This window comes from Pseudomonas profundi (assembly GCF_008638305.1).
GTDB classification, from domain to species: Bacteria; Pseudomonadota; Gammaproteobacteria; order Pseudomonadales; family Pseudomonadaceae; genus Halopseudomonas; species Halopseudomonas profundi.
On the sequence record NZ_VTPZ01000012.1, the window covers coordinates 19,970 to 46,671 of the forward strand.

General features: G+C 60.8%; 25 protein-coding genes. 12 read left to right on the forward strand and 13 right to left on the reverse strand.

Annotation, left to right across the window (positions count from 1 at the left end; all coding sequences use genetic code 11):
• Positions 1-39: 39 nt before the first annotated feature.
• From FZE95_RS15040 to FZE95_RS15065, 6 genes are all read right to left on the reverse strand, one after another.
• On the reverse strand, positions 40-1,686 hold the full coding sequence (locus tag FZE95_RS15040) for a GMC family oxidoreductase (RefSeq protein WP_150301695.1): 1,647 nt from the start codon (positions 1,684-1,686) through the stop codon (positions 40-42).
• A gap of 23 nt (positions 1,687-1,709) precedes the next feature.
• Positions 1,710-2,237, reverse strand: a complete 528-nt coding sequence (locus FZE95_RS15045) for a twin-arginine translocation pathway signal protein (protein ID WP_150301696.1) — start codon at positions 2,235-2,237, stop codon at positions 1,710-1,712.
• 28 nt (positions 2,238-2,265) lie between these two features.
• A complete protein-coding gene (locus FZE95_RS15050; RefSeq protein ID WP_150301697.1) occupies positions 2,266-3,708 on the reverse strand; it encodes a coniferyl aldehyde dehydrogenase in 1,443 nt (480 codons plus the stop codon).
• A gap of 454 nt (positions 3,709-4,162) precedes the next feature.
• On the reverse strand, positions 4,163-4,738 hold the full coding sequence (gene rsmD, locus FZE95_RS15055; RefSeq protein ID WP_150301698.1) for a 16S rRNA (guanine(966)-N(2))-methyltransferase RsmD: 576 nt from the start codon (positions 4,736-4,738) through the stop codon (positions 4,163-4,165).
• The gene (locus FZE95_RS15060; RefSeq protein WP_150301699.1) at positions 4,735-6,303 is read right to left on the reverse strand and encodes a M16 family metallopeptidase; all 1,569 of its coding nucleotides are present in this window, start codon (positions 6,301-6,303) and stop codon (positions 4,735-4,737) included. Before FZE95_RS15060 ends, rsmD begins: the two co-directional genes overlap by 4 nt.
• Entirely contained in the window at positions 6,303-7,664 is a 1,362-nt protein-coding gene (locus FZE95_RS15065; protein WP_150301700.1) for a M16 family metallopeptidase, read from the reverse strand. Before FZE95_RS15065 ends, FZE95_RS15060 begins: the two co-directional genes overlap by 1 nt.
• Before the next feature lie 124 nt (positions 7,665-7,788).
• Between FZE95_RS15065 and ftsY the strand changes: the two genes are divergently transcribed.
• The 6 genes from ftsY to hemN all read left to right on the forward strand — a co-directional run bounded on the left by ftsY (position 7,789) and on the right by hemN (position 14,306).
• On the forward strand, positions 7,789-9,075 hold the full coding sequence (gene ftsY / locus FZE95_RS15070; RefSeq protein WP_150301701.1) for a signal recognition particle-docking protein FtsY: 1,287 nt from the start codon (positions 7,789-7,791) through the stop codon (positions 9,073-9,075).
• Positions 9,076-9,078: 3 nt separating this feature from the next.
• A complete protein-coding gene (ftsE, locus tag FZE95_RS15075) occupies positions 9,079-9,741 on the forward strand; it encodes a cell division ATP-binding protein FtsE (protein WP_150301702.1) in 663 nt (220 codons plus the stop codon).
• A 2-nt stretch (positions 9,742-9,743) separates the two neighbouring features.
• Positions 9,744-10,781, forward strand: coding sequence for a permease-like cell division protein FtsX (ftsX, locus tag FZE95_RS15080; protein WP_150301703.1), 1,038 nt, complete (start codon positions 9,744-9,746; stop codon positions 10,779-10,781).
• A 125-nt stretch (positions 10,782-10,906) separates the two neighbouring features.
• Positions 10,907-11,770, forward strand: coding sequence for an RNA polymerase sigma factor RpoH (gene rpoH, locus FZE95_RS15085; protein WP_150301704.1), 864 nt, complete (start codon positions 10,907-10,909; stop codon positions 11,768-11,770).
• A 419-nt stretch (positions 11,771-12,189) separates the two neighbouring features.
• Positions 12,190-12,795, forward strand: a complete 606-nt coding sequence (locus FZE95_RS15090) for a hypothetical protein (RefSeq protein WP_150301705.1) — start codon at positions 12,190-12,192, stop codon at positions 12,793-12,795.
• A gap of 122 nt (positions 12,796-12,917) precedes the next feature.
• A complete protein-coding gene (gene hemN, locus FZE95_RS15095) occupies positions 12,918-14,306 on the forward strand; it encodes an oxygen-independent coproporphyrinogen III oxidase (RefSeq protein WP_150301706.1) in 1,389 nt (462 codons plus the stop codon).
• 61 nt (positions 14,307-14,367) lie between these two features.
• Here hemN and mtgA read toward each other — a convergent pair whose 3' ends face one another.
• Complete coding sequence (gene mtgA / locus FZE95_RS15100) at positions 14,368-15,126, reverse strand: monofunctional biosynthetic peptidoglycan transglycosylase (protein ID WP_150301707.1); 759 nt, start codon at positions 15,124-15,126, stop codon at positions 14,368-14,370.
• A 51-nt stretch (positions 15,127-15,177) separates the two neighbouring features.
• Between mtgA and FZE95_RS15105 the strand changes: the two genes are divergently transcribed.
• The 6 genes from FZE95_RS15105 (at position 15,178) to gloA (ending at position 19,038) form a co-directional block, all read left to right on the forward strand.
• Positions 15,178-15,552, forward strand: coding sequence for a DUF423 domain-containing protein (locus FZE95_RS15105; protein ID WP_150301708.1), 375 nt, complete (start codon positions 15,178-15,180; stop codon positions 15,550-15,552).
• Between the two features lie 73 nt (positions 15,553-15,625).
• Entirely contained in the window at positions 15,626-15,826 is a 201-nt protein-coding gene (gene thiS, locus FZE95_RS15110; RefSeq protein WP_150301709.1) for a sulfur carrier protein ThiS, read from the forward strand.
• A 52-nt stretch (positions 15,827-15,878) separates the two neighbouring features.
• Complete coding sequence (locus FZE95_RS15115; protein ID WP_150301710.1) at positions 15,879-16,670, forward strand: thiazole synthase; 792 nt, start codon at positions 15,879-15,881, stop codon at positions 16,668-16,670.
• A gap of 104 nt (positions 16,671-16,774) precedes the next feature.
• Complete coding sequence (trmB, locus tag FZE95_RS15120) at positions 16,775-17,422, forward strand: tRNA (guanosine(46)-N7)-methyltransferase TrmB (RefSeq protein ID WP_223825088.1); 648 nt, start codon at positions 16,775-16,777, stop codon at positions 17,420-17,422.
• Positions 17,423-17,544: 122 nt separating this feature from the next.
• A complete protein-coding gene (locus tag FZE95_RS15125; protein ID WP_150301712.1) occupies positions 17,545-18,393 on the forward strand; it encodes a crotonase/enoyl-CoA hydratase family protein in 849 nt (282 codons plus the stop codon).
• Positions 18,394-18,495: 102 nt separating this feature from the next.
• Positions 18,496-19,038, forward strand: a complete 543-nt coding sequence (gene gloA / locus FZE95_RS15130) for a lactoylglutathione lyase (RefSeq protein WP_150301713.1) — start codon at positions 18,496-18,498, stop codon at positions 19,036-19,038.
• Positions 19,039-19,197: 159 nt separating this feature from the next.
• Here the strand turns inward: gloA and FZE95_RS15140 are convergent, their stop codons facing one another.
• The 6 genes from FZE95_RS15140 to FZE95_RS15165 form a co-directional block, all read right to left on the reverse strand.
• Complete coding sequence (locus FZE95_RS15140; RefSeq protein WP_150301715.1) at positions 19,198-19,632, reverse strand: acyl-CoA thioesterase; 435 nt, start codon at positions 19,630-19,632, stop codon at positions 19,198-19,200.
• Positions 19,633-19,688: 56 nt separating this feature from the next.
• Positions 19,689-20,852: an iron-containing alcohol dehydrogenase gene (locus tag FZE95_RS15145; RefSeq protein ID WP_150301716.1), complete on the reverse strand. Its 1,164-nt coding sequence runs from the start codon at positions 20,850-20,852 to the stop codon at positions 19,689-19,691.
• Positions 20,853-20,968: 116 nt separating this feature from the next.
• Positions 20,969-21,319, reverse strand: a complete 351-nt coding sequence (locus FZE95_RS15150; protein ID WP_150301717.1) for a hypothetical protein — start codon at positions 21,317-21,319, stop codon at positions 20,969-20,971.
• A gap of 281 nt (positions 21,320-21,600) precedes the next feature.
• On the reverse strand, positions 21,601-23,508 hold the full coding sequence (locus FZE95_RS15155) for a beta-ketoacyl synthase (RefSeq protein ID WP_150301718.1): 1,908 nt from the start codon (positions 23,506-23,508) through the stop codon (positions 21,601-21,603).
• A gap of 448 nt (positions 23,509-23,956) precedes the next feature.
• Complete coding sequence (locus FZE95_RS15160; RefSeq protein ID WP_190324582.1) at positions 23,957-24,811, reverse strand: alpha/beta hydrolase family esterase; 855 nt, start codon at positions 24,809-24,811, stop codon at positions 23,957-23,959.
• Positions 24,812-25,207: 396 nt separating this feature from the next.
• The gene (locus FZE95_RS15165; RefSeq protein ID WP_150301720.1) at positions 25,208-26,548 is read right to left on the reverse strand and encodes an aspartate aminotransferase family protein; all 1,341 of its coding nucleotides are present in this window, start codon (positions 26,546-26,548) and stop codon (positions 25,208-25,210) included.
• Positions 26,549-26,702: the final 154 nt, after the last annotated feature.

The window sequence follows — 26,702 nt, forward strand, 5'->3', positions numbered from 1 at the left end:
TTTCATGAGTGCTTGAAGGGGCAAATGGTAGCTTAATGCTTATCCGCGGCCAACCGTTGTGCTGCTGGCCTGCTTTGTTGCCGTTGGGCTAGCGCCCCGGCTCAACTGCTCGGCCAGCTGCGTTGCCAGACGTGCTGTCAGTGCATACACCGACAGCTGCGGGTTGGCGCCAACACTGGTGGGGAACAACGACCCGTCGAATATCGACAGGTTTTCCAGTTGATGATGCTGGCCGCGACTGTTGGCGACTGATCGGGAGGGGTCTTCACCCATCGGGCAGCCACCCATGACGTGGGCGCTGGCCAGCCGTACGTCGTGGATAACATAGCGCAAGGCTTCGACCTGTTGTCGGTATGCAGTCCAGCTGGTGCTGTATTCGCCGCGGCTGTGTACCGGCGCTACGGCGTTAGCGCCGGCAGCGAACTGGATTTCGCCCATCGCCAGATACGCCCGGCGCGCACCGTCCCACAGATACTCGTTGAGCGGGTAGTCGAGCACCGGCGTGTCATCGTCGCGCAGCATTACCGTGCCGCCCGGGCTCTGCTCGTGGAAGCCGTCGCGCAGCAGCGCCAATATCAGGTTGCTATGGGACAACTTGTGCATGCGCTGCAGGTTGGTGCTGCCGTGGCCACCCAGCAGGGCGGAGGTGATGCTGGGTTGCATCGGGGGCACTTCGAGCTTGAAACCCATCGGCCCAATCGCCCCGTCTTGCCACTGGAACTGGTCGGAGTAGATCGACTGCGGCGCGCCGTAGAAACCATTGATCGGTTTATCAAATTGCGCTGTGCTGAAATTCACCGGATGCAGAAAAGTGCGTTTGCCAGCCAGGCCGTGCGGATCAGGTGCGCCGGAGCGCAGCAGCAGTGCGGGGCTGTTGATTGCGCCGCCGGCGAGCACGATATGTTTGCCACGCACTTCAATAGCCTGGCCGTCAGCGCGAGTCAGCTCGGCATTCATCGCCCGGCATTGCACGCCTTCCACGCGATCGCCCTGAATCAGTAAACGCTCGGCACGGGCGCGGTGAATCAGCGTTGCGCCACGCTTCAGGGCGGCGGGGATAGTGGTCACCAGCATCGATTGCTTGGCGTTGGTCGGGCAGCCCATGCCGCAATAACCCAGATTCCAGCAGCCGCGTACGTTGCGCGGGATGACTGCCTGATGCCAGCCCAGCTTTTCGCAGCCGCTACGAATCACATCGTTGTTGGCATTGGGTGGCACGGCCCAGGGCGCGACGCCGAGGCGCTGCTCGATGCGCTCGAACCAGGGCGCCATGCTGGCGCTATCGATACCCGTCACGCCATGCACCGAATTCCAGTGAGCCAACGTCTGATCGGGGGTACGAAAGCTGCTGGTCCAGTTGACGGTGGTGCTGCCACCAACGGTACGGCCCTGTAGAATGCCGATGCCGCCGTCCTTGCTGGCCCGCGCTGCGCCTTCCTGGTAGAGCTCGGCGTAGCCGGTGGCTTCGTCATTATGAAAGTCGCTGGAGGTGCGCAGGGCACCTTCTTCAATCAGCACTACTTTAAGTCCTGCTCCAGCCAGGATCTCCGCACTGGTACCGCCACCCGCGCCGGTACCGATGATGACCACATCAGCCTCGAAAACCGCGTCCCGGTCGAGGCTGCTCGCGTCCAGCACATCCCAGCCCTGTTCAATCCCTTGCAAGACTACGTCTGGTACAGGCATTTACTCATGTCCCCTTTGGTGTATCAGATGACCGGCGGGCCGGGATAGCCGGCGGCTTCCCAGGATTGGGGTAGCGCGTACCAGCTCATCAGCAGCAACTGTCCCAGGGCTTTATACCCCTGGCGCAGCAGGTCCAGCCGGCTGTCGCGCCAGCGCTGCAGAAAGGTATCGATTTCGGCCGGGCTGGCCTGCTCGATAGCGCCCCAGATGCCCGTCAGTGGACCGCGGGTAGGGGCGAAGCTGAGCAGCCCCAGCAACTGCAGTGCCTCTTTCTGGGTCTGCGCGGAGCTATGCGCCAGGGTGAAGTCCAGCTGGCGAATGGCCGCCTGGATCGCCACGTCGTCCAGCTTGGGATGCGGGCCGATAAAGGCCGGAAAGAGAAGGGCCAGTACCGGCAGGTCAACACTGCGCAGGACTTTCATGCCGGCATGCGGTTGGTCGGGCGTGGAGCCAGTAATGGTGGCTACAAGACCCGCCGTAGACAGCGCAACACTCGCACCGACGCCGAGCTTCAATAGATCCCGGCGATTGAGCCGTATTGGGCGGGGCATCCTTTTCCCTCCTCTGGTTAGCTGCGCGTCAGCGAATGAATAACTTGTATATCAGCTGCAACAGCGTGCCGCCGTAGGGTGGATAGATCGGCCGGGCGCCGTTGAGGCGTTGCTTGATATATACACCTTTCGCCTGGCTGAAGGTAAGGAACCCTTCGCGGCCGTGATATCGCCCCATTCCCGAAGGCCCTTTGCCGCCGAAGGGCAGGTCGTCCTGCGCTACATGCAACAGGGTATCGTTGATGCACATGCCGCCGGCCTGGGTTTGGGTCATGATCCGTTGCTGTTCGGCGCGGTCGTAGCCGAAGTAATACAGGGCCAGCGGCGTGGGTCGCTCGGCGATATAGGCAAGCGCCTGTTCCAGGTTGTCATAGGGCACGATGGGCAGAAGCGGACCGAAAATCTCGTCCTGCATCACCAGCATGTCATCGGTGACATCCAGTAATAGCGTTGGCGGCAGCACCCGGCTCCCGCCGATATCTTCCCCGGCTGGATTGATCGCATGCGCTGTGGCGCCCTTGTCGATGGCGTCCGCCAGATAGCCCTTGAGCCGCTGAAGGTGATGTGGATTGATGATCTGCGTGTAGTCCGGATTTTCCGCCAGGGTGGGGTACATCGTGCTGAAACGTTGGCGCAACGCCTCGACCAGCTCATCGACACGCGCGCGCGGACACAGCACGTAATCCGGCGCGACGCAGGTCTGGCCAGCGTTGAGTCCCTTGCCGAAGGCGATTCGCTCGGCAGCATCGGCAACAGGCACATCGGCTGCAATGATCGCTGGCGACTTGCCGCCGAGCTCAAGTGTCACCGGCGTGAGATTTTCCGCCGCTGCACGCATGACATGACGGCCGATTCCGGTGCCGCCAGTAAACAGCAGATGATCAAACGGCAGCCTGGCGAAGGCCACGGCGATATCCGTCTCACCGCAGACGACCGCTACCTGTTCCCGCGGAAATACCGTGGCTAACAAGTCAGCCATAGCCGCAGCGGTGGCTGGCGTCGACTCGCTCATTTTGATCATCGCCCGGTTGCCGGCCGCCAGGGCAGCCGTGAGGGGTCCCATGGCGAGATAAAGCGGGTAGTTCCAGGGTACGATGATGCCCACCACGCCCAGCGGCTGGTAGATCACCCGCGCTGTGGCCGGCTGGAACGCCAAGCCAACGCTGCGCCGAGACGGCTTCACCCATGCGTTCAGATGCTTGATCGTGTAGTTGATGCCTTCCACCGATGGCAGCAGTTCGGCCAGCCGGGTTTCGTCACTGGAGCGGCGTCCGAAATCCTGGTTGATGGCATCGATCAACTTCTGTTGCTGGGCGATCAGAGCTGTCTTTAACTGCCTGAGCTGGCGGACGCGCTCTGCCGCGTCCGGGACCGGCGCAACCCGAAACGCAGCGCGCTGATGAGCAAAGGTATCGTTCAGGGCAGAAATGGCTTCGTCTTGCTGCTGGAGGTAGGCGATGTCGGCAACCATAAGAGCTCTACTTAGGGGTCGGCGGGCCGACTGACAGGGGATTCAAGAGAATTGGTTCTAGAGTAATACCCTGGGGCTGTCAATTGCTGGGAATGTATCGCTGCAGGGGGTTGGGGATCGAGCGGTGTAGTTGCCAGTCGCGCTATATCGAGGCGGAGCTCGACACTCCATCGTTCGGTGTTTTTATGGAGGGCCGGGTTCCATCCCGGCCAGCGTGCTGGCTGGCTGCATCTATGGTCGAGTCCGATCGTGGCCCGTGGTGCTCGGCCTTCCCAGGAGGCGAGCTACATCCTTAGCAGCGGAGTCGCCGGCGGTAGCGCTATATCGAGGCGGAGCTCGACACTCCATCGTTGGGTGTTTTTATGGAGGGCCGGGTTCCACCCCGGCCAGCGCGCTGGCTGGCGGCACCCATGGTCGAGTCCGATCGCGGCCCGTGGTGCTCGGCAATCCATCGTTATGCTTCGCGACGCCACAGTGTGTACCACACCTGGCCGGCGCGCTTTTCGCGGTGTAGCCGCCAGCTGGCAGGGACTGTCTGGCGGTCCGGGGGCAGTTCGCTTTCGGTATAGATCCAGGCCTGGTCTGTCAGCCAGCCGTTGTCCTCTACCGCAGCGCAGGCGGGTGCCAGCAGCGCTTGCCGGAACGGCGGGTCGAGGAACACCACATCAAAGGGTGTATCCGGCGTGCTGGCCAACAGGCTCAGGGCGTCCTGTTGACGCACTTCTCCCTTCTCGCATTCCAGCATGGTCAGATGACTGCGCAGGGTGGAGACAACATCGCGGCTGGCGTCGGCACATAGCGCGAAGCTGGCGCCACGTGACAGTGCTTCCAGGATCAGCGCGCCGCTGCCGGCGAAGGGGTCCAGGCAGCGTGCGCCTTCGATTTCGCCGCTGAGCCAGTTGAACAGGGTTTCCCGCACCCGGTCCGGCGTGGGACGCAGTCCGGGCTGCTCGGTGAAGGTGAAACGTCGGCTGCGCCAGGTTCCGGCAATGATCCGCAGCTGGCTCTGACGGCCCTTGTCCTGCCTCATGGGGTTACTTCCTCAAGCGCATCTGGCGCGGTCTCGGTGTCGGTATCGTCCGGGTCGGTTTCTGCTTGAAGCACAGGCCCGACGGTGACGACGAGCCTTCCGGCCGGCTCGAAGTGACGCGCAAAGGCTTCGCGGATCTGCTCGGTGCTCAGCGCCTGAATGCGATCCATGAACAGCTGCATGTGATTCAGCGGCAGGTCATAGAAGCCGATGGCACCCAACTGGCCAACGATCGCTGCGTTGCTCGCGGTGCTGAGCGGGAACTGGCCCATTATTTGCCGCTTGGTGCGCTCCAGATCCGCTTCACTCGGGCCTGTCTCGATGAATTCATCCAGGCTGTCGTTGATGACTTCCAGCGCCTGTTCGACCTGATCGGCGCGGGTCTGCATGCTGATCATGAACGGGCCGGGTGCCTGCATGGGAATCAGGCTGCTGCCGACTGAATAGGACAGGCCGCGCTTCTCGCGGATTTCCTCCATCAGTATCGAACCGAAGCCCGAGCCACCCAGCATTTCGTTGCCGACATAGAGCGCGGCATAGTCCGGATCGTGGCGACTGATGCCGCGCTGGCCGACCAGAATGTGCGTTTGCTGTGCATCGAAGGGGATATGCGTAGGTTCAGGCTCGATCGGATCGGGGACAGGCGTTTTTGCCGCTGCGGGACCTTCCGGCATGGCATCCGCCAGGCGCTGCGCAATGCGCTCTGCTTGCTGGCGGTCTATCGCGCCGACCATGGCGATAACGGCGTTGCCCGAAGCATAAAACTGCTGATGAAAACCTTCCAGTTGCGCAGGTGTTATCTGCTGCAGGCTCTCCGGGGTGCCCTCTGGCAGACTGCCGTAGGGATGGTCGGAGTAGAGCTCTGCCCAGAACGCTTCGCTGGCCAGTGCTGCCGGACGCTGCAGGCGATAACGCAGACCCGCCAGCAATTGGTTGCGCAGGCGCTCGAAGGCGTCCTGCGGAAAGCTCGGACGGCTGACGACTTCAGCGAACAATGCCAGGGCGGGGTCCAGCTTGTCGGCAGCGGTCAGGCTGCGCAGGCTGGCCAGTGCCATGTCGCGATGAGAGCTGTTGCTGAACTGCGCGCCCAGGCGCTCGAAGCCTGCGGCGATGTCGCCCGCATCCTTGTCACCGGTACCTTCGTTGAGCATCGCGTTGGTCAGTGTGGCCAGGCCTGGCTGATCGCCGTCACGGCTGGCGCCTGCGGCGAACAATACCTGCACGTCGAGCATGGGCAGTTCATCAGCCTGCATGAAATACACCCGCGAGCCTTGCTCTGTCGTCCAATGCTGCAAATCGAGTTTACGACGGGCCGGTGGCTTGTCCGGATCCAGAGTGCTCAAGGACTCGAGGTCGGGTAACGGTGCGTCGCCAGCGCTGCCCTGGGCGGTGCTCTCGGTATCCACTGCGGCTGGGGTGGTATCGACCAGAGGAGCCGGGGCGGCCTTCGCTTCGGCCGGAGGATTGTCCCCGCCTGGTTTGAGCAGCGTGATGCCGGCAATCACAGCCAGCGCGATGAGGACAAGCAACCAGCGCAGCGTTTTTCGGGAATGCGCGACAGCCATCAGCGAGTCTCCTTGTTCTGGGGGGCAGGCAATACATGGGCGCGGGTCAGGCGCTCACGTGTCAGGTAGCGTCGGGCGACCTCGCTGACCTGTTCCGGCGTGATGGCTTCGAGGGTCTCGACGTCCTTGTCCAGCAGGGTCCAGGGCAGACCGATGCTTTCCAGCTGACCGATGCGGTTGGCCTGCTGGCTGATCTGATCCTGTTCGTAAACCAGGCTGGCGATCAGTTGCGATTGCACCCGGTTCAGCTCCTCGGCATTTGGCGGCTGGTTCTTCAGCTCTTCGATCTGCTCCCAGAGCGCGTCTTCCAGCTGCTCCAGGGTGATATTGCGCGACTCGTTGGGCACGCCGCTGAGCATGAACAGCGAATCGCCCCGGCTGAAGGCGCTATAACTGGCGGACGCCGAGGTGGCGATTGATTGCGCCCGCTCCAGACGGCTCGCCAGGCGGGCGCTGTATCCGCCATCCAGTACGGCTTCGAGCAGTCGCAGCGCGTGGGCCTCCCAGTCATGCTCTGCGGTATTCAGACCCGGTACGTTGAAGCCCATGATCAGGCTCGGCAGCTGTACGTCGAGTTCCAGCACCATGCTGCGCTCGCCACCGCCGGGGAGTTCCAGCGGTGCCTTCTGTTCGGGTACCGGGCCAGCGGGAATCGGGCCGAAGTAGCGCTCAACCAGCGTCCGAACTTCTTCCAGTGTGACGTCCCCCACGATAACCAGTGTTGCGTTGCCCGGTTGGTAGTGCAGCTCATACCAGGCGCGCAGGTCTTCGACGGTCAGCCGGTCAAGATCATGCATCCAGCCGATAACAGGCTGCGCATAGGGGCTGGCCATGTAAGCCTGGGTCATGAATCGTTCATAGGCGAGGCTGTTGGGATTGTCATCGACACGCAGTCGGCGCTCTTCCTTGATGACCTGCATCTCGCGCATGACCTCGTCCTCGGGCAGGGACAACAGGTGCATGCGCTCGGCTTCCAGCTCCAGGGCAACGGCCAGCTGGTCACGGCTGAGCACCTGATAATAGGCAGTGTAATCGCGGCTGGTGAAGGCGTTCTCCTGGGCTCCGAGACTGCTGAGTAACTTCGACGCCTGCCCCGGCGCGATGTTTTCGCTGCCCTTGAACATCATGTGTTCCAGCGCATGCGACATGCCGGTTCTGCCTGGCGGCTCGTCGCTGCTGCCGACCTTGTACCACAGCTGCGATACCACCACCGGTGCGCGATGGTCCTCTCGCACTATGACCTTGAGGCCATTGTCGAGACTGAATTCGTGGGTAGTCTGGCGTTGTTCCTGGGCATGGGCGAGGCCGGACAGCCCAAGCATCAGCAGCAGGATCGAAACGGGTTGCAGAAGGCGCGACATGCGATGGTCCTGGATGGTCTAGGAGGGACGACGGTCATACCGCCTGTGGCGGAAGTGGGGTAGGATAACCCAACCTACAACGTGGCGGCCAAACCGCGTCGCCAGACTCTGATAGTGATCGTAAATGTTTGGTTCAAAAGACAAGTCAGATAAGCCGGATTCGAAGCGCCCGGAGAACGAAGCGTCCAAGCCCGAGAAAAGGGGCCTGTTCGGCTGGGCTCGGCGCAAGAGTGAACCGGCCCCGCCTGCTGCCAGTGAGCCGGTGGTCGACCCGGTCGACCAGCCGGTTGAGCAGCCGGCCGAACAACCGGCCGCCCGCGACACGCTTCCCCCTGCGCCCGCCGAGACCGAAACTCCTGTTTCGACACCGGTCGTCTCAAGTCAGGATAAGGCCGCCCGGGAAGTCGCTGCAGAGCTGTTCTCTGGCCTCGGACAGACATCGGAACAGTCCGAGAAGGAGCCCGAGCCGGAGAAGCCGGCAGCCGAGCCCAGGGGCTTCTTCGCCCGGATGAAGGCGGGGTTGTCGAAGACCAGCGCCAATCTTGGCGAGGGCATGGCCAACATGTTCCTCGGCGAGAAGGAAATCGACGATGAGCTGATGGAGGATATGGAAACCCGTCTGCTGATGGCCGATGTCGGTATCGAAGCCACCACCCTGATCATGGAATCGCTGCAGCAACGCGTCAGCCGGCGCCAGGTGAACAACCGCAAGGCGTTATACGGCGCCTTGCAGGGCGAGCTGGAAAGCCTGCTGGGTAATGTGGCCAGACCCATGGTCATTCCCGCTGAGAAAAAGCCTTTCGTTATCCTGGTAGTGGGCGTCAATGGCGTCGGCAAGACCACGACCATCGGCAAACTGGCCAAGCGACTGCAGGGCGAGGGCAAGCAGGTGATGCTGGCTGCTGGCGATACCTTCCGTGCCGCAGCGGTGGAGCAATTGCAGGTGTGGGGCGAGCGCAACCATATTCCGGTTGTCGCGCAGCATACCGGCGCTGATTCAGCTTCGGTGATCTTCGACGCGTTGCAGGCCGCCAAGGCGCGGGGAGCGGATGTACTGATCGCCGACACTGCTGGGCGCCTGCATAACAAGGACCATCTCATGGATGAGCTGAAGAAGGTCAAGCGGGTGCTGGCCAAGCTGGACGATGAGGCGCCGCACGAAGTGCTGCTGGTGCTCGACGCCGGCACCGGTCAGAACGCCATCTCCCAGACCAAGCTGTTTGATCAGGCGGTGGGTCTTACCGGCCTGGCATTGACCAAGCTTGATGGTACCGCCAAGGGCGGGGTGATTTTCGCGCTGGCCAAGCAGTTCGGACTGCCCATCCGGTTCATCGGTGTCGGCGAGAAGATCGATGATCTGCGTCCCTTTACGGCGCCGGAGTTCGTCAAGGCTCTGTTTGGGCGCGAGTAAACCATGATTCGCTTCGATCAGGTCAGCAAGCGCTATCCTAACGGTCATCAAGGGCTCGATAACCTCGACTTTCATATCCGCACCGGTGAGATGGCGTTTATCACCGGCCATTCCGGTGCAGGCAAGAGTACGCTGCTCAAGCTGGTGATGTGCATGGAGCGGCCCAGTACCGGGCGTGTGCATATCGGCGGCCAGGATCTGCACGAACTCGGCAGTGACGATATCCCCTATCTGCGTCGCCAGATCGGCGTCGTGTTCCAGAACCACCAGTTGCTGTTTGATCGCACGGTATTCGATAACGTTGCGCTGCCGCTGATTATCAATGGAACGCCGCGGGATGAAATCGGCAGGCGCGTACGTGCAGCGCTGGATAAGGTCGATTTGCTGAAAAAGGAAAACCTGTATCCCATCTCCCTGTCGGGTGGTGAGCAGCAGCGAGTCGGTATTGCCCGGGCGGTGGTACACAAACCCGCGTTGCTCCTTGCCGACGAGCCCACAGGTAACCTTGATCCGGCGCTATCGGCGGAAATCATGACCCTGTTCGAGGACTTCAACCGCGTCGGTGTGACGGTACTGATCGCCAGTCACGATCTGCCGCTGATCGCGCGGCTGGATCACCGTATGCTCACGTTGCACGAGGGTCGCCTGGTCAGGGACGGGGAATAGGCATGGCTGAGAACAAGCGAAACCCGGCAGCGCCGCGCAAGCGGCAGACCGTTGATGCGCGTGAGAGCAAGAACACCCATGCGCCCAAGGGCGCAGCGCGCTCGCAGCGCAACTGGAAACATCCGCTCCGCAGCTGGCTGGGCAGTCATCGTGACAGCGCATCGCAGGCGCTGCAGCGCCTGCGCCGGCACCCGCTGAGCAGCGCCATGACCATCCTGGTGATGACCATCGTACTGGCGCTGCCTACCGGGCTCGCTGTGTTGATTGGCCAGGTTGAGCGTCTGGGCGTCGACTGGCAGCGCGCTGCACAGTTATCTGTCTATCTCCAGGATGAGGTTAACGCCAGCGCCGCCGAACAGTTGCGCGACAGTATTGCCGCGCTGGACGAGGTTGATGAGGCGCAGCTGCTGGACAAGGCTCTGGCGCTGGCCGAATTCCAGGAGCACTCCGGAATGGGCGATGCCCTGGAACAGCTGTCCTACAACCCCTTGCCCTCGGTGATTCTGGTAACGCCGGCGAGCATCGAAGGCGGCGCCTCGGCACTGCAGCCGTTGCGGGACCGCATTGCCGGTATGTCCGGTGTCGAGCTGGTGCAGATCGATCTGCTCTGGGTCGAGCGCTTGACCTCGATTCTTGCCATGCTTGAACGCTTTACCGGCGGGTTGGCGGTATTGTTGATCTTCGCTCTGCTACTGGTGATGACCACTACCATACGACTGGCCATTGAGAGCCGGCGTGAAGAGATTCAAATAATCAAGCTGGTCGGCGGCACCGATGCCTTCGTGCGTCGGCCGTTTCTCTATATCGGAATGGTTTACGGGTTGGTCGCCGGGATACTGGCCTGGCTGCTGCTTGCCGGCGGTATCGCCTGGCTGAACACTACGGTGCGTCAGGTTGCGGCCCTGTATCAGAGCGGTTTCGAGTTATTGCCGATGCCGGCGGGGGATGGCCTGCTGCTGGTCGCAGGCGCTGTGCTACTCGGCTTGCTCGGCGCATGGCTGGCAGTGGGTCGGCATATCCGTGACATTGAGCCGCAATGAAAATGTTACCTGCCCGTAACATTCTGTTTTGTATGGAATTAGTCTCCTTTTGATGAACTTCCCCAGGCGTTCACAGTCTCATCCAGCGGTGATACACTGAGCCGTCAATTTTTCGGAGTTCGAACATGAGCACTGCCTTGCAGCCCGTACATAACCTTGTTCCCGGTGCGAACCTAGAGGCCTATGTCCAGACCGTAAGCAGCATTCCGATACTCAGTGTTGAGGAAGAGCGCGAGCTGGCTGATCGTTTGTACTATCACGAAGATCTGGAAGCGGCCCGCCAGCTGGTCATGTCGCATCTGCGTTTCGTCGTGCATATCGCCCGGAGTTACTCCGGCTACGGTCTGGCCCAATCCGACCTGGTTCAGGAAGGCAACGTGGGCCTGATGAAGGCGGTCAAGCGCTTCAACCCGGAGATGGGCGTGCGCCTGGTGTCCTTCGCAGTGCATTGGATTCGTGCGGAAATCCACGAGTTCATCCTGCGCAACTGGCGCATTGTCAAAGTCGCGACTACCAAGGCCCAGCGCAAATTGTTCTTCAACCTGCGCAGCGCCAAGAAGAAGCTTGCCTGGCTCTCGCACGATGAAGTCAGCGCCGTTGCCGAAGATCTGGGTGTCGCCACCCGCGAAGTCCGCGAGATGGAAAGCCGCCTGTATGGCCAGGATCTCGGTTTCGACGGAGCGCAGGACGAAGATGACGACACGGCCTATGCGCCAGTCCACTATCTTGAGGACAAGCGCTACGACCCTGCGACCCAGCTGGAATCAGCGGACTGGACAGACAGCTCTGTCAGCCAGTTGCAGCAGGGACTGGAACAGCTCGACGAGCGTAGCCGCGATATTCTTTATCAGCGTTGGCTGGCCGAAGAAAAAGCCACGCTGCACGAGCTGGCGGCCAAGTACCAGGTCTCTGCCGAACGCATCCGGCAACTGGAAAAAAACGCGATGAACAAACTGAAGAAAAATCTGGCCATCGACGACGCGGCGTGACGTTGTTTGGCCGCATGAAAGGGCACCTTCGGGTGCCCTTTTTGGTTCCTCTGCGCTAATCAGTGTCGCTTGCTGCGCCGCCAGGTCTTTGGCGGCAAACGTCTGGTCTTGAAGCCGCACAGCATGATCAACCAGGCGTTCCTGGTGCGCGCTGCCGGGAGGGCCCTGCGGACGGAGCCGATAGCCACTGTCGGTCTCGCCGGTTAGCTGCATGGATCAGATTGCGTGAAAACCTCAGGCCCATCCTGCAAGTCTTGACCTGGCTCAATTGCAGGAAGCAAAACATCGGCGAAAATAGGGCCATGGCTGATTCGTTGTTGTATGGCTATTGCGAAGGAGCCGGCCTCGTTCCAGCCTTTCAACCAGGAGGGCCGGGCTGCATAATGACGCCGATACCGCATTTTTAATGGAGTAACGGCATGTCCCTGCAAATGGGCGTTCGCACCCTGACCATTCTGGTTGTCGTGGTGCTGGGGTTTTTCGCCCTGGGTAGCTGGATGGCAGAGCAAAACGCACCTGGCGAGATGCAGTGGCATGGTAAGTATCAGGCGTCCTTGTGGCAGCCGTTGCAACAGCAGACGCTAACGCTTGCCGGCGTCGATGCGGCGCTCGGAACAGGTAGCCTGTGGCTGATCAATGCGGAAAACCAACCGTTGCTGGTCAGTCGCCATCCGCTTGAAAGCGACGGTTTGAACTGGCGCGTTCAAGCGGTGATCGAGCTGGATTCAGTGCAGACCGATAGCCTGGTACGCGCTCAGGCCTGGACAGTTGATTCGCCTGAGCAGTCGATATCGCCCGGCGTGGCTGCAGCATTAGCCGGCCGCCTGATCAAGCGTATCAGCCTGATCCCTGAGGAGCCGGTGGACGTGGTGAGCTTCCAGGGTTCGTTGGGCAATCCGGCGATGCGTATGGATGTCGGCGACGGTAGACAGGCCTGGGTCTATCCTGAACAGGGTGCGGTGGTTGCTGTGAGTGAAGACCAGGCTCATTCAGTCCTGTTTGGCCCCAGCGACGATTACGAATAGCGCTGTCGGCTATACCTCGAACTGCATATTGTGCCGACAGGCGCGATTTCTGATCATCATTCGTCCTGTCTGTTGCCGGCGAAATCGAAACCGCAGCAGACGTTCAAAGTTGTGGAGTGGATATGGACCAACGGCTGAGTTTCAATCGTGATCTGATCGAGAAGTACGACCGGCCCGGACCGCGCTACACGTCCTATCCCACTGCGCCGCAGTTTCACAAAGCGTTCGCCATGGATGACTATCGGGCGGCGGCCAAGGCCAGCAATGAGGTGACTTCACCCAAGCCACTGTCGGTGTATATCCATATCCCGTTCTGCAAAAGCCTGTGCTATTACTGCGCCTGCAACAAGATCATCACGCACAAGACCGAGCGCGCCGTCGAGTATCTCGAATATCTCAAACGCGAGATTGCCGAACAGGCGAGCCTGTTCGATTCGTCACGTCGCTTGACCCAGCTGCACCTGGGCGGCGGTACGCCCACCTACTTCACCAGCGAACAGCTGGCTGATCTGATGCAGACGCTGCGCAATGCCTTCAATATGGACGACAGCGACGCGCATGAGTTTTCCCTCGAGGTCGATCCGCGCACAGTGGCACCGGTGCAGATTCATACGCTGCGCGAACTGGGCTTCAACCGCCTGAGCTTCGGCGTTCAGGATTTTGACGAGAAGGTGCAGGCGGCAGTCAATCGGATCCAGAGCGAACAGCAAACCCGTGAGCTGGTCATGGCTGCGCGCGATGCTGGCTTCAAGTCGGTGAGCGTTGATCTGATTTACGGTTTGCCGTTGCAGACTGTCGCCAGCTTCGATGCCACGCTGGACAAGATCATCGATCTGCGTCCCGACCGCATCGCCGCCTATAGCTACGCACACCTGCCCGAGCAGGTGAAGGCGCAGGGGCTGATCCGCATGGAAGACATGCCGCCGCCCGAGCGCAAACTCGAGCTGCTGGAACTGACCATTCGCCGGCTCACCGATGCGGGCTATGTGTATATCGGCATGGATCATTTCGCCCTGCCTGAAGACGAGCTGAGCCGCGCGCAGGCGAATGGAACATTGCAGCGCAACTTCCAGGGCTACTCGACGCATGCCGACTGCGACCTGATCGGCATCGGCGTGTCGTCAATCGGCAAGGTTGGGGATAGCTACAGTCAGAACGTCAAGGAACTCTCGCGTTACTACACTCGGATGGACGATGGCATGCTGCCGGTGCAACGCGGCTACCAGCTCAGCGAAGACGATCGCCTGCGCCGGGACGTGATTACCGATCTGATGTGCCATGGGCGCGTGGACTACGCCAAGTTCGAGCAGCGTTATCAGATCAATTTCGCCGAATATTTCGCCGACGCGCTGGCGCTGTTACGTGAGCATGAACGCGACGGTCTGGTGGAGCTACATGATGACGCGCTGGTCTTGTTGCCACAGGGCCATCTGCTGATGCGCAGCGTGGCGATGACTTTTGACGCCTACCTTGGCGAAGAGCAGAAGGGCAAGTTCTCCCGCACGGTATGACTTGAATCCTGCCGGACGCCGGACGCCGGACGCCTGGCGTCGGGCAGCGCCCTGCCGTTGATCACTTCAGCGAAACCCGTTCCTGCCAGTAGGCGAACCTCAACCAGTCGGGTCGCGGGCGGCCCGCTTCCATCTGGTCGAGATAATGCCGGCCGCCAAGCTGGCGGGCCTGGCGCTGGATCCAGGTGGCGCGTCGCTGCACATAGTCAGAGGGTCTGGCGGCGCTCCAACGGATCGGGCTGGGCAACACCGCAGCCAATTGTGCGGCCTGGCGATCAGACAGCGTGGCGGCCCCGACGTTGAAATGGTGTCTGGCTGCAGCGTCGATACCGAACACGCCCTGATCCCATTCCGCCACGTTCAGATAGATTTCCAGAATACGCTGCTTCGGCCACAACACCTCGATCCACGCCGTGAACCAGACCTCCAGTCCCTTGCGTACCCAGCTGCGTCCGGACCATAGAAACTGGTTCTTCGCGACTTGCTGGCTGATGGTGCTGGCGCCGCGCAGGCTGCCACCTTCGAGATTGTGTTCCATCGCCGCGCGAATCGCCTTGAGATCGAAGCCGTGGTGCTCGGCGAAACGCTGGTCCTCGCCAGCGATGACCGCCATCTTGATGCTGTCGGAGATGTTCGCGTAGGGCACCCATTGGTGTCTGATGTTGACGTCGCTTCCCTGCTGGCGAAATTCGATCCAGCGCTCTACCATCAGCGTCGAGCCGGGGGAGGGGATCCAGCGCAGCAGAATGACCGGGATCAGGCTCAGCACCATCAGGTACAGCAGCCAACGAGCTGAGGTGCGCAACAGTTTTTTCAACATGGGCGAATCGGTTTCAGGATTGGCCCGCAGTATAGACCGGGGGATTTATCCATGGCCAAGTTATTGCTTTTGCTGGCGTCTTTTTGCGGCTTCACTGGCGTCGCGCTGGGCGCCTTTGCGGCACATGGTTTGCGCAGCCGACTGCCGGACAATCTGCTCAATGCCTTTCAGACTGGCGTGCAATATCAGCTCTGGCACACTGCTGCGCTGTTTGGCATAGCGCTGCTGCTGTTGCGCTGGCCGGACGTTGCCCTGTTCAAGGCCTCTGGCGGATTGTTCGCGTTCGGCATCCTGCTGTTCAGCGGCAGCCTGTACGCCATGGCGCTGACTGGGCTGGGCAAGTTGGGCATCATCACGCCGGTAGGCGGCGTGATGTTCCTGCTCGCCTGGCTGTGCCTGGGAATCGGTGTCTGGCGTGCTCTGTGAGCTGCACTAGCGTGGTCAGCACTGGCCAAAGCAGGCTATCATTGTCGCTTTCCTGACTACGTTCGAGTATCCCATGCAGATCCAACTGAATGGCGAAGCCTACGCCCTGGAGAACCCGGTTACGCTGGCTGAACTGGTCGAGCGGCTGGGTTTGAGCGGCAAGCGCCTGGCCGTAGAGCTGAATCTGGATATAGTGCCGCGCAGCCAACACGCCGAGACCCGACTCGCAGACGGCGACCGGGTAGAAATCGTTCACGCCATAGGCGGCGGATAGGGTAGTTGCCGTTTCATCGCGGCCCTGCCTTTCCCCCCAAATCGGAGTTCACATGACTGACCTGACCCAGGACGCGCTGGAAATTGCCGGCGTGCGTTACCGTTCCCGCTTGCTGGTAGGCACCGGCAAGTACAAGGACATGGACGAAACCCGCGACGCGATCGAAGCCTCAGGCGCCGAGATTGTCACCGTGGCTATCCGCCGGACCAACATCGGCCAGAATCCAGGCGAGCCCAATCTGCTCGACGTGCTACCGCCGGATCGCTTCACCATCCTGCCCAACACCGCTGGCTGTTTCACTGCTGAAGACGCCGTGCGTACCTGTCGCCTGGCGCGTGAACTGCTGGACGGACACAAGCTGGTCAAGCTCGAAGTGCTGGCGGACCAGAAAACCCTGTTCCCGGATGTCATCGAAACCATCAAGGCCGCCGAAATCCTGGTGCGCGATGGCTTTGATGTGATGGTTTACACCAGCGACGATCCGATCATCGCGCGTCAACTGGCGGAAATCGGCTGCGTCGCGGTCATGCCGCTGGCCGGGCTGATCGGCTCCGGGCTGGGTATCTGCAACCCCTATAACCTGCGCATCATCCTCGAAGAGGCCACCGTGCCGGTGCTGGTGGATGCGGGTGTCGGCACCGCCTCGGATGCTGCAATCGCTATGGAGCTGGGCTGCGCCGGCGTGTTGATGAACACCGCTATCGCCCATGCGCAGCAACCGGTGCTCATGGCCGAAGCCATGAAACACGCGGTCCTGGCAGGTCGCGGTGCCTATCTGGCCGGACGCATGGAGCGCAAGCTGTATGCCTCGGCTTCCTCGCCGCTGGCCGGCACTTTCTTCTGATTACACTTTGAGCCTTTGCCATGACTGACAGCCAGACCCCTTCCGACCTGCCCGAGAACGATAGCAACAGCGAACATCCGCGCCGCGCGATTCGCAGCTTTGTCATGCGTGCCGGACGGATGACCGATGCGCAGAAGCGCGGCATCGACGTCGGTTGGCCCAGATTCGGGCTTGATCTCGAAAGCGGTATGCTCGACCTGGATGCGCTGTTTGGCCGCCAGGCACCGCGTACGCTGGAGATCGGTTTCGGCATGGGGCAGTCGCTGCTGGAAATGGCAGCGGCCGCACCGGAACAGGATTTTATCGGCGTAGAGGTGCATCGCCCCGGCGTCGGCTCGTTGCTCAATGGCGTGCTTAACGCGGGGCTGAGCAACCTCAGGGTGTTCGATTGCGATGCCATCGAAGTGCTCGACAAGACCATTCCTGATGCCAGCCTGGACCGGGTGCTGCTGTTCTTCCCCGATCCCTGGCACAAGAAGAAACACAACAAGCGCCGTATCGTGCAGCTGGACTTCGCTGAGAAACTGCGGAAGAAGCTCAAGCCCGGCGGTGTATTCCACATGGCCACCGACTGGGAAGCCTACGCCGAGCAGATGCTCGAGGTGATGAGCGCGGCCCCTGGTTACCGCAATCTGGCTGAAGACGGCACCTATGTACCCCGTCCGGAAGAGCGCCCGGTAACCAAGTTCGAGCGCCGCGGCGAGCGTCTCGGTCACGGCGTCTGGGACCTCAAGTTCGAGCGCGTCGACTAGGTAACCACTCAGGATCAATCGGCCCTGCCTATGGCTTTGCATACGCAAAGCCGAGGGTCATGGCCTGAGGGCATTTGCGCTCTTACACTGTCAGGCCTTCCCATTCTTGCAGGAGTGCCGCAGTGAGCTATTCAACGCTGAATTATCAGGTCGAGGACGGCATCCTCGTCCTGACCCTCAATCGCCCCGACCGCATGAATGCCTTCAATGCCGACATGCGTCGTGAGCTGATCGAAGCTTTCGATGCCGCCGACGCTGACGATGACGTACGCGTCGTCATCATGACGGGCGCCGGGAAGGCGTTCTGCGCCGGTGCGGATCTGGAGAGCGGCGGCGACACCTTCAATCGTCACAAGCGTAGCAACGCCGATCTGCGTGACGGCGGCGGTACTGTTTCGCTGCGAATTTTCGAATGTACCAAGCCAGTAATCGGTGCCTTCAACGGCGCGGCTGTGGGTGTAGGTGCCACCATGACCCTGCCCATGGATATTCGTCTGGCCTCCACCAAGGCGCGCTTCGGTTTTGTCTTCGCGCGCAGAGGTATCACCATGGAAGCCTGCTCCAGCTGGTTCCTGCCGCGTCTGGTCGGCGTACAGCAGGCCGCTGAATGGGTCTACACCGGTCGCGTCTTTGATGCCGAAGAAGCACTGCGCGGTGGCCTGATTCGCAGCATCCATGAACCGGAAGAGCTGCTGCCTGCCGCCATGAAACTGGCCCGTGAAATTGCCGACAACACATCGCCCATGTCCACGCTGCTTAACCGTCAGATGCTCTGGCGCATGCTTGGCGCCGACCATCCGATGGAAGCTCACATCGTCGATTCCCGTGCGATCGCTTTCATGGGTGAATCGGCCGATGCGAAGGAGGGCGTGCAATCCTTCCTGGAAAAACGTCCTGCACGCTTCACTCTGCGTCCCAGCCAGGACCGTCCGGACTTCTTCCCCTGGTGGCAGGAGCGGCCTTTCCGCTGAGGGCCGGATTCGGTTGGCGTTTTCGGTCCTTCGCGATAGAGCGCCAACCGATGCTGAAATGCTAGGCTTCCTTTCAAACCATCCATTTGAGGAGCCGCTGCCATGTCACGCCATTTCGAAACCGCTGAAGGCCTGTGCGAGGATCGCGACCCGGCCACGGAGGGCTTCGTCCTTAACCAGACCATGCTGCGCGTCAAGGACCCGACCGCGTCGCTGGATTTCTACACCCGCATCATGGGCATGACGCTGGTCAAACGGCTGGATTTCGAAGACATGCGCTTCAGCCTGTATTTCCTCGCAATGATCGACGAGCTGGATCTTGGCTACTGGTCGCATGAATCCAGGGTGCGGCTGGTGCAGACCTTCGGCCGGCCGGCAATGCTCGAGCTGACGCACAACTGGGGCACCGAGGACGATCCAGAATTTGCCTATCACAACGGCAACGACCAGCCCCAGGGGTTTGGTCATATCGGCTTCGCCGTCCCTGATCTCGATGCGGCCTGTGAGCGCTTCGAGTCCATGGGCGTGGAATTCGTCAAACGTCCGAACGACGGCAAGATGAAGCGCATCGCCTTTATCAAGGACGCAGACGGCTACTGGATAGAGCTGTTTACGCCGGGGCAGTTGCCGGACGTACTAGGTTGAGGAACCTCCAAAAAACTACTGCGCTCGGCCATACAGCGTTGAAATCTCGCTCAAGATGCTCATTTACAAGACGTAAACTGGTACGCCAGCCCGGTCCGTCTTTCGCTCGATTTCGCCTTGTCTGGCCTTCGCTCGCTACGTTTTTAGAGGCCCCTTTATTCAAAGCAGCAACCGTTCGAGCGCGGCGCGCGGTCCGGCCGGTATGGCGCATGAGCGTTTGCTGGCGCGTTCGACGAACACGTGTACAAAGCGCCCGGCTGCGCAGGGCCCTTCTTCGCCTGTCTTGAACACTGCCAGTTCGTAATGCACCGAGCTGTTACCCAGCTTGGCTACGCGTACGCCCACTTCGATACGATCCGGAAAGGCTACGGGTTTGAAGTAGTCACAGGCGGAGCTGACGACAAACGCCACCTGTTCACCCTCGTGAATATCCAGCCCACCCTGTTCAATCAGCCAGGTGTTCACAGCGCTGTCGAAGAATGCGTAGTAGGTGACGTTATTGATGTGGCCGTAGAGATCGTTGTCGTGCCAGCGGGTGGTGATGGGATGCAAATAGGGGTAGTCGCTGCGTGAAGAATGGGCGGCTTCGGTCATGGCGTGTCCTGAGGGCGGGCCGCGGAAGTGACTCCGCAGCCCGGCAGTGATGGGTATCAGTAGGCTTTCTGGTAGATGGCCAGCGCGTCGGCTTCGGTCAGCTCGCGGGGGTTATTGACCAGCAAGCGTTGCTGAAGCATGGCGTCGCGGGCCAGCATGGGCAGGCTGTCTTCCGGTACACCGGCATCGCGCAAGCGGCTTGGCAGGCCATGGTCAGGGCTGAGCCGTGACAGTGCAGCCACCAGCTGCGCGGTCAGGCTTGCATCGTCGCCGGGCTGTAGAGCAGGGCCGAGGATGATCGGAGCCAGTTCTGCGTAAAGCGGTGCGGCGTGGGAGGCGTTATATTCGATTACCGCAGGCAGCACCAGTGCGTTGGACAGGCCATGCGGGATATGAAAATGCCCACCCAGCGGATAAGCCAGCGCGTGCACTGCTGCAACCGGCGCGTTGGCAAAAGCCTGGCCCGCAAGCAAAGCGCCGAGGAGCATCGCCTGACGCGCTTCGCGGTTCTGTCCGTTATGCACCGCCTCGCTCAGGTTGTCGGAGAGCAGGCGCAGGGCTTCGCGGGCCAGCATATCGGAGAGCGGATTCTTTTTGACCTTGCTGGTGTAGGCCTCGATCGCATGCACCATGGCATCAATACCGGTGGCTGCGGTGACGGAGGGCGGGAGGCCCAGCGTGAGGTCGGCGTCGAGTACGGCCAGATCGGGTAGCAGCAATGGCGAGACCACGCCCATCTTGGTGGTTTCACCGGTGGTGATGATCGCGATCTGGGTGACTTCCGAACCGGTTCCGGCGGTTGTCGGCACTTGAATCAGTGGCAGGCGGCGACCGCGCGCGTTGCCCACGCCATAGATGTCGGGCAATTGCTGTGTGCACTCGGGGTGTGCCAGCAAGGCCACGAGCTTGGCTACATCCATTGAGCTGCCGCCCCCAAAGCCGATCACCAGCTCGGCCCCCATCGCTCGCCCCTGTTCAACCGCCGCCAGCACCACCGCCTCCGGCGGATCGGCCTCTACCGCATCAAATATCCGGTATTGGATCCCGGCGTCTGCAAAACCGGGAAGAATATCCTTCAGCAAGCCTAACTGAATGATGCCGGGGTCGGTCACTATCAGCACGCGGTGAGCGTCCCGCTCGTGGCAGAGTTCGGCCAGGCGCAGGGCGGAGCCGGGTTCACAGAGAATTTGTGCGGTAGTGGCGAAGCTGAAAGGGGACATGCTGACCTCGGTTCAGTTGAGACAGACAGCTGAACTGTACGGGGTATGGGGCGGCAGCATCAAGGAACAGATGGCGGGCGTGACGCCGCTGACAGTCAGCGGCGCCGCGATAGTGCTTACAGCGGTGTCTGGCTGCTGTCAGTGCCGGCTTGATGGCTATTCTGACGGCGTGGCTTGGTCAGGAAATAGGCCACCAGAGCGAAGGCGCCGGCGGCAATCGCCAGCGTCACGACGGGATGCTGTTTGACCATCTGGCCTGCCTGCTGCAGCGAGTGAGAGGCGCGGTTGTTGTGACCGCCGAGATGCATGTCGTGCATGTTATGGCGCGCACGTTTTTGCAGCTTTCTGAAATCGCGGCTGGACTCCTTGGCGGTGCCCTTATAAAAACGGCGTGCAACCGAACCCAGGTGGTGCGCTTCTTTTTCGGCTTCTTTGCGGGCAGCTGATACTTGCTTACTGAATGACATAAGTGTGCTCCTTTGACCAGAATGCTCAAGGAACCCCGAAATGATGGGACGCGGTCATGCAGCGTTGATGTCGCTTTGAAGAGGCTTGTTACAGCTGCACGCTGCAACCGTTCTCTCCATTACGCCTTGTCTGACCTTCGCTCTCTATCTTTTCAGAGGTTTCTACGGTTCCAAGTTATGGACTACAACTCAGAGCAAAGGTGCGGTAACTATTGAGAATCGCCTGATCTGGCAAGCCTGACGCGGAACGGAGCCGGCGTTATCGCCCGGCTCCGAAGCGCTTAATCGAGCATGTCGCTGAAGCGATCATCCTTGCGAAATATCAGGGGCTGGCTGAAGCCGGGCACGGTCATCTGTTCGACCGACATCTCTATCTGCCGGTCATCGATCATGTCCTGACCAAACTTGTAGATCACCTCGAGCTGGCCTTTCTGGGCGCGCTGTTCGTAGGCCAATGCAGCGGCCCGGACCGCTTCGCGACGGACAGCATATTCGGCGAAACGCTCTTCCCCGTGACGCTTGCGGAGCATCCGCTCGACCACCTGCGGGGCCAGCACCACCGCGCTGGCGTTGTTGCCGCCGAAGCCCTTGGAGTTGATAAAGCACACCTCGAGCGGATCCTGCGCGCGGTCAACATCACGGGTGCTGATGCGTAAATGCTGTTGATGAACATCGTCCGCCACTTCATCAATGGTTTTGATGCCGGGAATGATCTGGTATTTGAACGTGCCCAGCGCCGAAGCCAGCTGATCACCACTGGCGCTGGCAAGCGAATGACCGACGAAGGCCTTGACCGCTGCCACCGGCCAGTCGGCAATACCGAAGGCCTCGGCAACACGGTCCAGCAGTTCTGACTCGGTTACCCGGTTGGCCGGGGTGCTGGATCCGTGCGCATGTACGAAGCTGCGCCGGCGCACGCTGTCTTCGCCGAGGATCTGCATCGCGCTGTGTACGCATTTGGCCATGGTCAGGTAGTTGCCAGGCCCCGGCGCTGAAATCGATTTCTTGAAACCGTCGGCGCTGACAAACACATCCGGAACCGAGCCGTGGATATCGGCGCCCAGCTCCATCGCCAGCTCGTCATCCATCAACAGGAAGAACTGGCTGGACTCGGCCAGGGTAAAGCCGCAGTTCTGTCCAAAGGGCCGGCTCGCCCGCCGGAAGTTCACATCCGTCGTGCCTTCGATATTGCGCAGCCCTTCTTCGGTACCCAATGCGCCCATCGCACCGTAACCTTCGATGCATTCCTGGGTTATAGGTGCTTCACTGCTGCCGACCAGGGCGACCCGGGCGCGACCGCTGGTAATCATCTCGGTGGCTTTCTGCAGGTTGTACAGGAAGCTGGCGCAGGCACCGGTGATGGCCCCCGTCGTGCCGACACTGCCAAGGATATAGGCGTTGATGAAGTCCGCCGGCATGCTGTTCAGGCCCAGCGCGAGCTGCTTGGCGCTGACCCGGTTGCCCTTGAGCCGGGACTGCATCATGCCGCCGAAGCTGAATTCATCCAGCTGACTCATGATGCTGCTGGCGAACACGGCGACTTCATCCGGCTGGATGCGTTGGGTGATGTCTTCCCAGGCGATACCGCTGGAACGCAGCGCATCGGTAGCGGCGACGATTGTCATTTGCAGGCCGCGTGGGTGAAAACGTGATGCGTATTGCTCGCCGGGCTCGAAGCCGCTGGGCAGCTGTCCGGCGGACTTGACCGCCAGCGAGCGGTAGCTGTCGACCTTGATGTCGCAACCGTCATACATGGTGACCATTACTTCGGCGGCATTCAGCGGCTCGACCACCCAGTCCGATGGCAGGGGTTCGGGCAACTGTTTCGCCAGAGTGATGAACGAGAAGGGTTTGCCGGCTTCGCCGGTCACTGTCAGGTTCTTGTGCCAGTGCGCGGCGTCTACATCCAGGTGACGTTTCTCTACCCGGCGTACCAGGGTGCTGTCGAGGATCTGCTGACCGAAACGCTCTTCGAGGTCCGCCAGGCTGAGCGGCTGCTCCTCATCATCGAGATAGACATCACCCTCTACGCGTACCAGCTTCATGAGAACGGCCAGTCCGGCCAGCGTTTGCTGCCGGTCGGCTGGGTTCAGGGATTCAATGATGGTGCGGCGAAAGCCATGGTGGAATGAGCTACGGCCAGCGGCGTTGTATCCGCCGAACCCGACAATGACTGGTAAACGCGACATCTCGCAGGACTCCTCACTGTACCCCGGTGCGCACCCGCCACGCGTGACGAACAGGCTGAACTCGATGGTCGCCGGGCGATTTACCCGGTCTGGCCATTGATCCTGAGGAATCTCTGAGAGCCAAGGGCTCGCCGCGACAGGCGTTCATATCACGCTTGGCAGCCCTGCCTGGTCACAAGACAGGATTGCGGTGTGGTATGAGTGCGTCCCGTCAGGCCGGTGCATGGCTGGCTCTCGGAGCTTCCTGAACAATCCAGGGGAAATTATGGTCTTGAATGCATTGGTTGACGAGGAATGTAACCCGTCAGTCACGTTTAGACCATGCTGTGTCGGCAAGAAAGATGTTCAAGTCAGTGCCGAGTGGGTGCCCAGCACGCGTGCGCAACCGCCAGCAAGCCGGCGGGTGCGCACCTGTTGGCCGTTGCGGCCGCTAACGTACGGAAATATCTCAGGGCAGGGCGTGGTCCTTGAGGAAGTTCCAGCTGGCTTGTGCATCCCAGGCCTTGTGACCACCGAGCCTGGCGGTGCAAAGGACTGCCTCGGTGTCGCCGTCACAGTTGCTATAACCCTTGCAATTGTTACCCATGTCAGTAGCCGTGCCGCTGCAATTGTTGATATCAGCCCATTTTTCCAGGCTTCCCTCAGCGCCGAGGAAGGTGATTGGGTCGAGACGGTAGCGGGTCGGCGGAGTGGATTCACCACCCTCAAACGGCACGATGGAATCGCGGGTGCCACGCGCTGCGAACACGGACACCGGGCGCGATGGCTCGCAGGCGGTCTCCTCGATCATGTCGAAAGCTGCGGGTGCGACTGCCGCGAACATGTCTGCCGCCCGGCATGCCAGGGTATAAGCCATGCCGCCGCCGTTTGAATAGCCGGTGGCGTAGACGCGTTTCTCATCGACGCAGGCCTGGGCTGATACTTCCTCGACGACCGCTCTGGCAAAACCGACGTCATCCACTGCGCGCGATTCGGTGCAGCAGGGACCCAGGTTCCAGGCGTTATCCACGCCCTGGGGATAAGCTACGATGAAGCCTTCCTCATCGGCGACTTCCCGCGTACCGGAGTTCTCGATCTGATAGTCAGCGCTGGTCATCAGGGCATGGAAATCCAGCATCAATGGCGTTTCGCTGGCGTTGTTATAGGACTCCGGCACGTACAGTACATATTCGCGACGTTGGCCGCCGACATTGATGGTGCGGGTGGTTTCGCCCGGTTGCAGATCCTTGTCAGTGCAGGCTACCGGGCCATCCGGCGGCGGATCAGTCGGCCCAGGGCCCGGTGTTGGAGGGTTGAAAGCCATTGCTACAGGCGATAACAGACACACAGCAGAAACTAGCAAGCAGATCTTCACGGTAATTATTCTCCGGATTCTGGAGCCGGAGCATGACGATCATACGAAGGCGCCCCGGCAGATTTCGGTCCCGGCGCGCTCGGCTGTGGCGCAGCGGAACCAACACGCAGAGACGGCAAACTCTGCTATGAACGATTGTTCATTATCAGGTTGGCCGGTTATCTGGGCAGGGGCAATCTGCAGCGGGGATTGTTGCGGACGGGTTCGCATCTGGGCCTGCTTAACCCCGAATCCCCCTGACCCCCTTTTTCAAAAAGGGGAATTGTCCGAGAGCTTGTTCGAGCGATGTGCGACGGATCGTACGGCGGAGAGTCGGGAGTGACCCGGTTCCGCTGGAGGCGACGCTTATGGCGTGCGGCGGAGCACTTTTTCCAGCGTTTCGATAATGCGGTCGATATGGGGCTTTTCGATTATCAATGGCGGCGACAGAGCGATGATGTCGCCAGTGCAACGTACCATCAGGCCGTCCCAGAAACATTCTTCAAACACCTCATACCCGCGCGCGCCGGGTGCTCCGTCACGACTCGCCAGATGCAATGCACCGACCAGACCGGCGTTGCGGATATCGATGACGTGGTGCAGGTCCTTCAGGCTGTGCAGCGCCTCTTGCCAGTAAACCTCCAGCTGTTGCGCGCGGGTCAGCAGTCCGTCGTTGGCGTAGATATCCAGTGTCGCCAGCGCTGCGGCGGCAGCAACGGGGTGGCCGGAATAGGTGTAGCCGTGAAACAGCTCGATCATGTTCTCCGGTCCCTGCATGAAGGCGTCCTGTATCTGCTCGCTGACAAACACGGCACCCATGGGAATCGCGCCGTTGGTCAAACCCTTGGCTGTGGTAATGATGTCCGGGGTTACGTCCCAGCGCTGCGCGGCGAAGGCGTCGCCAAGACGGCCGAAACCGGTGATGACTTCGTCGAAGATCAGCAGGATGTCGTGTTTGCTGGTGATCTCGCGCAGGCGCTTGAGGTAGCCCTGCGGTGGCAGTATTACGCCGGCAGACCCGGCCATGGGCTCGACTATCACCGCGGCGATGTTCTCACTGCCGTGCAAGGCGATGATCCGCTCCAGGTCGTCTGCCAGTTCCGCCCCGTGTTTAGGTAACCCGCGGGTGAAGGCGTTGCGCTCGATATCCAGCGTATGCGGCAGATGATCGACACCGGGCAGCAGGCTCCCGAATGCCCTGCGATTGTTGACCAGACCGCCGACCGAGATGCCGCCAAAGCCTACCCCGTGATAGCCCAGCTCGCGACCGATCAGGCGGGTTCGATTGGCCTGTCCACGGCCTCGCTGATAGGCAAGTGCGATTTTCAGTGCGGTATCCACTGACTCGGAGCCCGAGTTGGTGAAGAACACGCGGTTCAGTCCGGCTGGAGCAATGTCTACCAGACGTTCAGCCAACGCAAACGCCAGCGGATGGCCCATCTGGAAGGATGGCGCAAAATCCAGCTTGCCGACCTGCTTGCTGACCGCCTCGGTTATCTCCCGGCGGCCATGTCCGGCATTGCAGCACCACAGCCCGGCGGTGCCATCCAGCACCTCGCGCCCCTGTATATCGGTATAAAACATGCCCTGCGCGCTTTCCAGCAGGCGGGGCCGCGCCTTGAACTGACGATTGGCGGTGAAGGGCATCCAGTACGGGTCCAGGCTGAGGTCCTGTTGGGCATCGAAACGGGGTGGCATGCTATTCATGGTGGCTCCTGGCGCGGACCGTCGAAAGGGGTGTGCCTGCAATCGAGTCTATGTGGTTTTTCCTGGGGGTGTCGAGCGCCTGCTCGTTGTGGGGCTTGCACGGATATATACGTCGACTCATTGCTCCCGGGGGCGGCTGTGCGGTTAGTGCGCG

Coding starts and splice junctions, on each gene's coding strand:
- rsmD (WP_150301698.1), bottom strand. CDS start 4,738: ATGAGGCAGGACAAGGGCCGTCAGAGCCAGCTGCGGATCATTGCCGGA.
- FZE95_RS15050 (WP_150301697.1), bottom strand. CDS start 3,708: ATGGTTGCCGACATCGCCTACCTCCAGCAGCAAGACGAAGCCATTTCT.
- FZE95_RS15060 (WP_150301699.1), bottom strand. CDS start 6,303: ATGGCTGTCGCGCATTCCCGAAAAACGCTGCGCTGGTTGCTTGTCCTC.
- FZE95_RS15045 (WP_150301696.1), bottom strand. CDS start 2,237: ATGCCCCGCCCAATACGGCTCAATCGCCGGGATCTATTGAAGCTCGGC.
- FZE95_RS15155 (WP_150301718.1), bottom strand. CDS start 23,508: ATGTCGCGTTTACCAGTCATTGTCGGGTTCGGCGGATACAACGCCGCT.
- FZE95_RS15105 (WP_150301708.1), top strand. CDS start 15,178: ATGGCCAAGTTATTGCTTTTGCTGGCGTCTTTTTGCGGCTTCACTGGC.
- FZE95_RS15150 (WP_150301717.1), bottom strand. CDS start 21,319: ATGTCATTCAGTAAGCAAGTATCAGCTGCCCGCAAAGAAGCCGAAAAA.
- mtgA (WP_150301707.1), bottom strand. CDS start 15,126: ATGTTGAAAAAACTGTTGCGCACCTCAGCTCGTTGGCTGCTGTACCTG.
- FZE95_RS15165 (WP_150301720.1), bottom strand. CDS start 26,548: ATGAATAGCATGCCACCCCGTTTCGATGCCCAACAGGACCTCAGCCTG.
- FZE95_RS15040 (WP_150301695.1), bottom strand. CDS start 1,686: ATGCCTGTACCAGACGTAGTCTTGCAAGGGATTGAACAGGGCTGGGAT.
- trmB (WP_223825088.1), top strand. CDS start 16,775: ATGCGTGCCGGACGGATGACCGATGCGCAGAAGCGCGGCATCGACGTC.
- hemN (WP_150301706.1), top strand. CDS start 12,918: ATGGACCAACGGCTGAGTTTCAATCGTGATCTGATCGAGAAGTACGAC.
- FZE95_RS15145 (WP_150301716.1), bottom strand. CDS start 20,852: ATGTCCCCTTTCAGCTTCGCCACTACCGCACAAATTCTCTGTGAACCC.
- thiS (WP_150301709.1), top strand. CDS start 15,626: ATGCAGATCCAACTGAATGGCGAAGCCTACGCCCTGGAGAACCCGGTT.
- ftsX (WP_150301703.1), top strand. CDS start 9,744: ATGGCTGAGAACAAGCGAAACCCGGCAGCGCCGCGCAAGCGGCAGACC.
- rpoH (WP_150301704.1), top strand. CDS start 10,907: ATGAGCACTGCCTTGCAGCCCGTACATAACCTTGTTCCCGGTGCGAAC.
- FZE95_RS15140 (WP_150301715.1), bottom strand. CDS start 19,632: ATGACCGAAGCCGCCCATTCTTCACGCAGCGACTACCCCTATTTGCAT.
- gloA (WP_150301713.1), top strand. CDS start 18,496: ATGTCACGCCATTTCGAAACCGCTGAAGGCCTGTGCGAGGATCGCGAC.
- FZE95_RS15115 (WP_150301710.1), top strand. CDS start 15,879: ATGACTGACCTGACCCAGGACGCGCTGGAAATTGCCGGCGTGCGTTAC.
- ftsY (WP_150301701.1), top strand. CDS start 7,789: ATGTTTGGTTCAAAAGACAAGTCAGATAAGCCGGATTCGAAGCGCCCG.
- FZE95_RS15160 (WP_190324582.1), bottom strand. CDS start 24,811: ATGGCTTTCAACCCTCCAACACCGGGCCCTGGGCCGACTGATCCGCCG.
- FZE95_RS15090 (WP_150301705.1), top strand. CDS start 12,190: ATGTCCCTGCAAATGGGCGTTCGCACCCTGACCATTCTGGTTGTCGTG.
- FZE95_RS15065 (WP_150301700.1), bottom strand. CDS start 7,664: ATGTCGCGCCTTCTGCAACCCGTTTCGATCCTGCTGCTGATGCTTGGG.
- ftsE (WP_150301702.1), top strand. CDS start 9,079: ATGATTCGCTTCGATCAGGTCAGCAAGCGCTATCCTAACGGTCATCAA.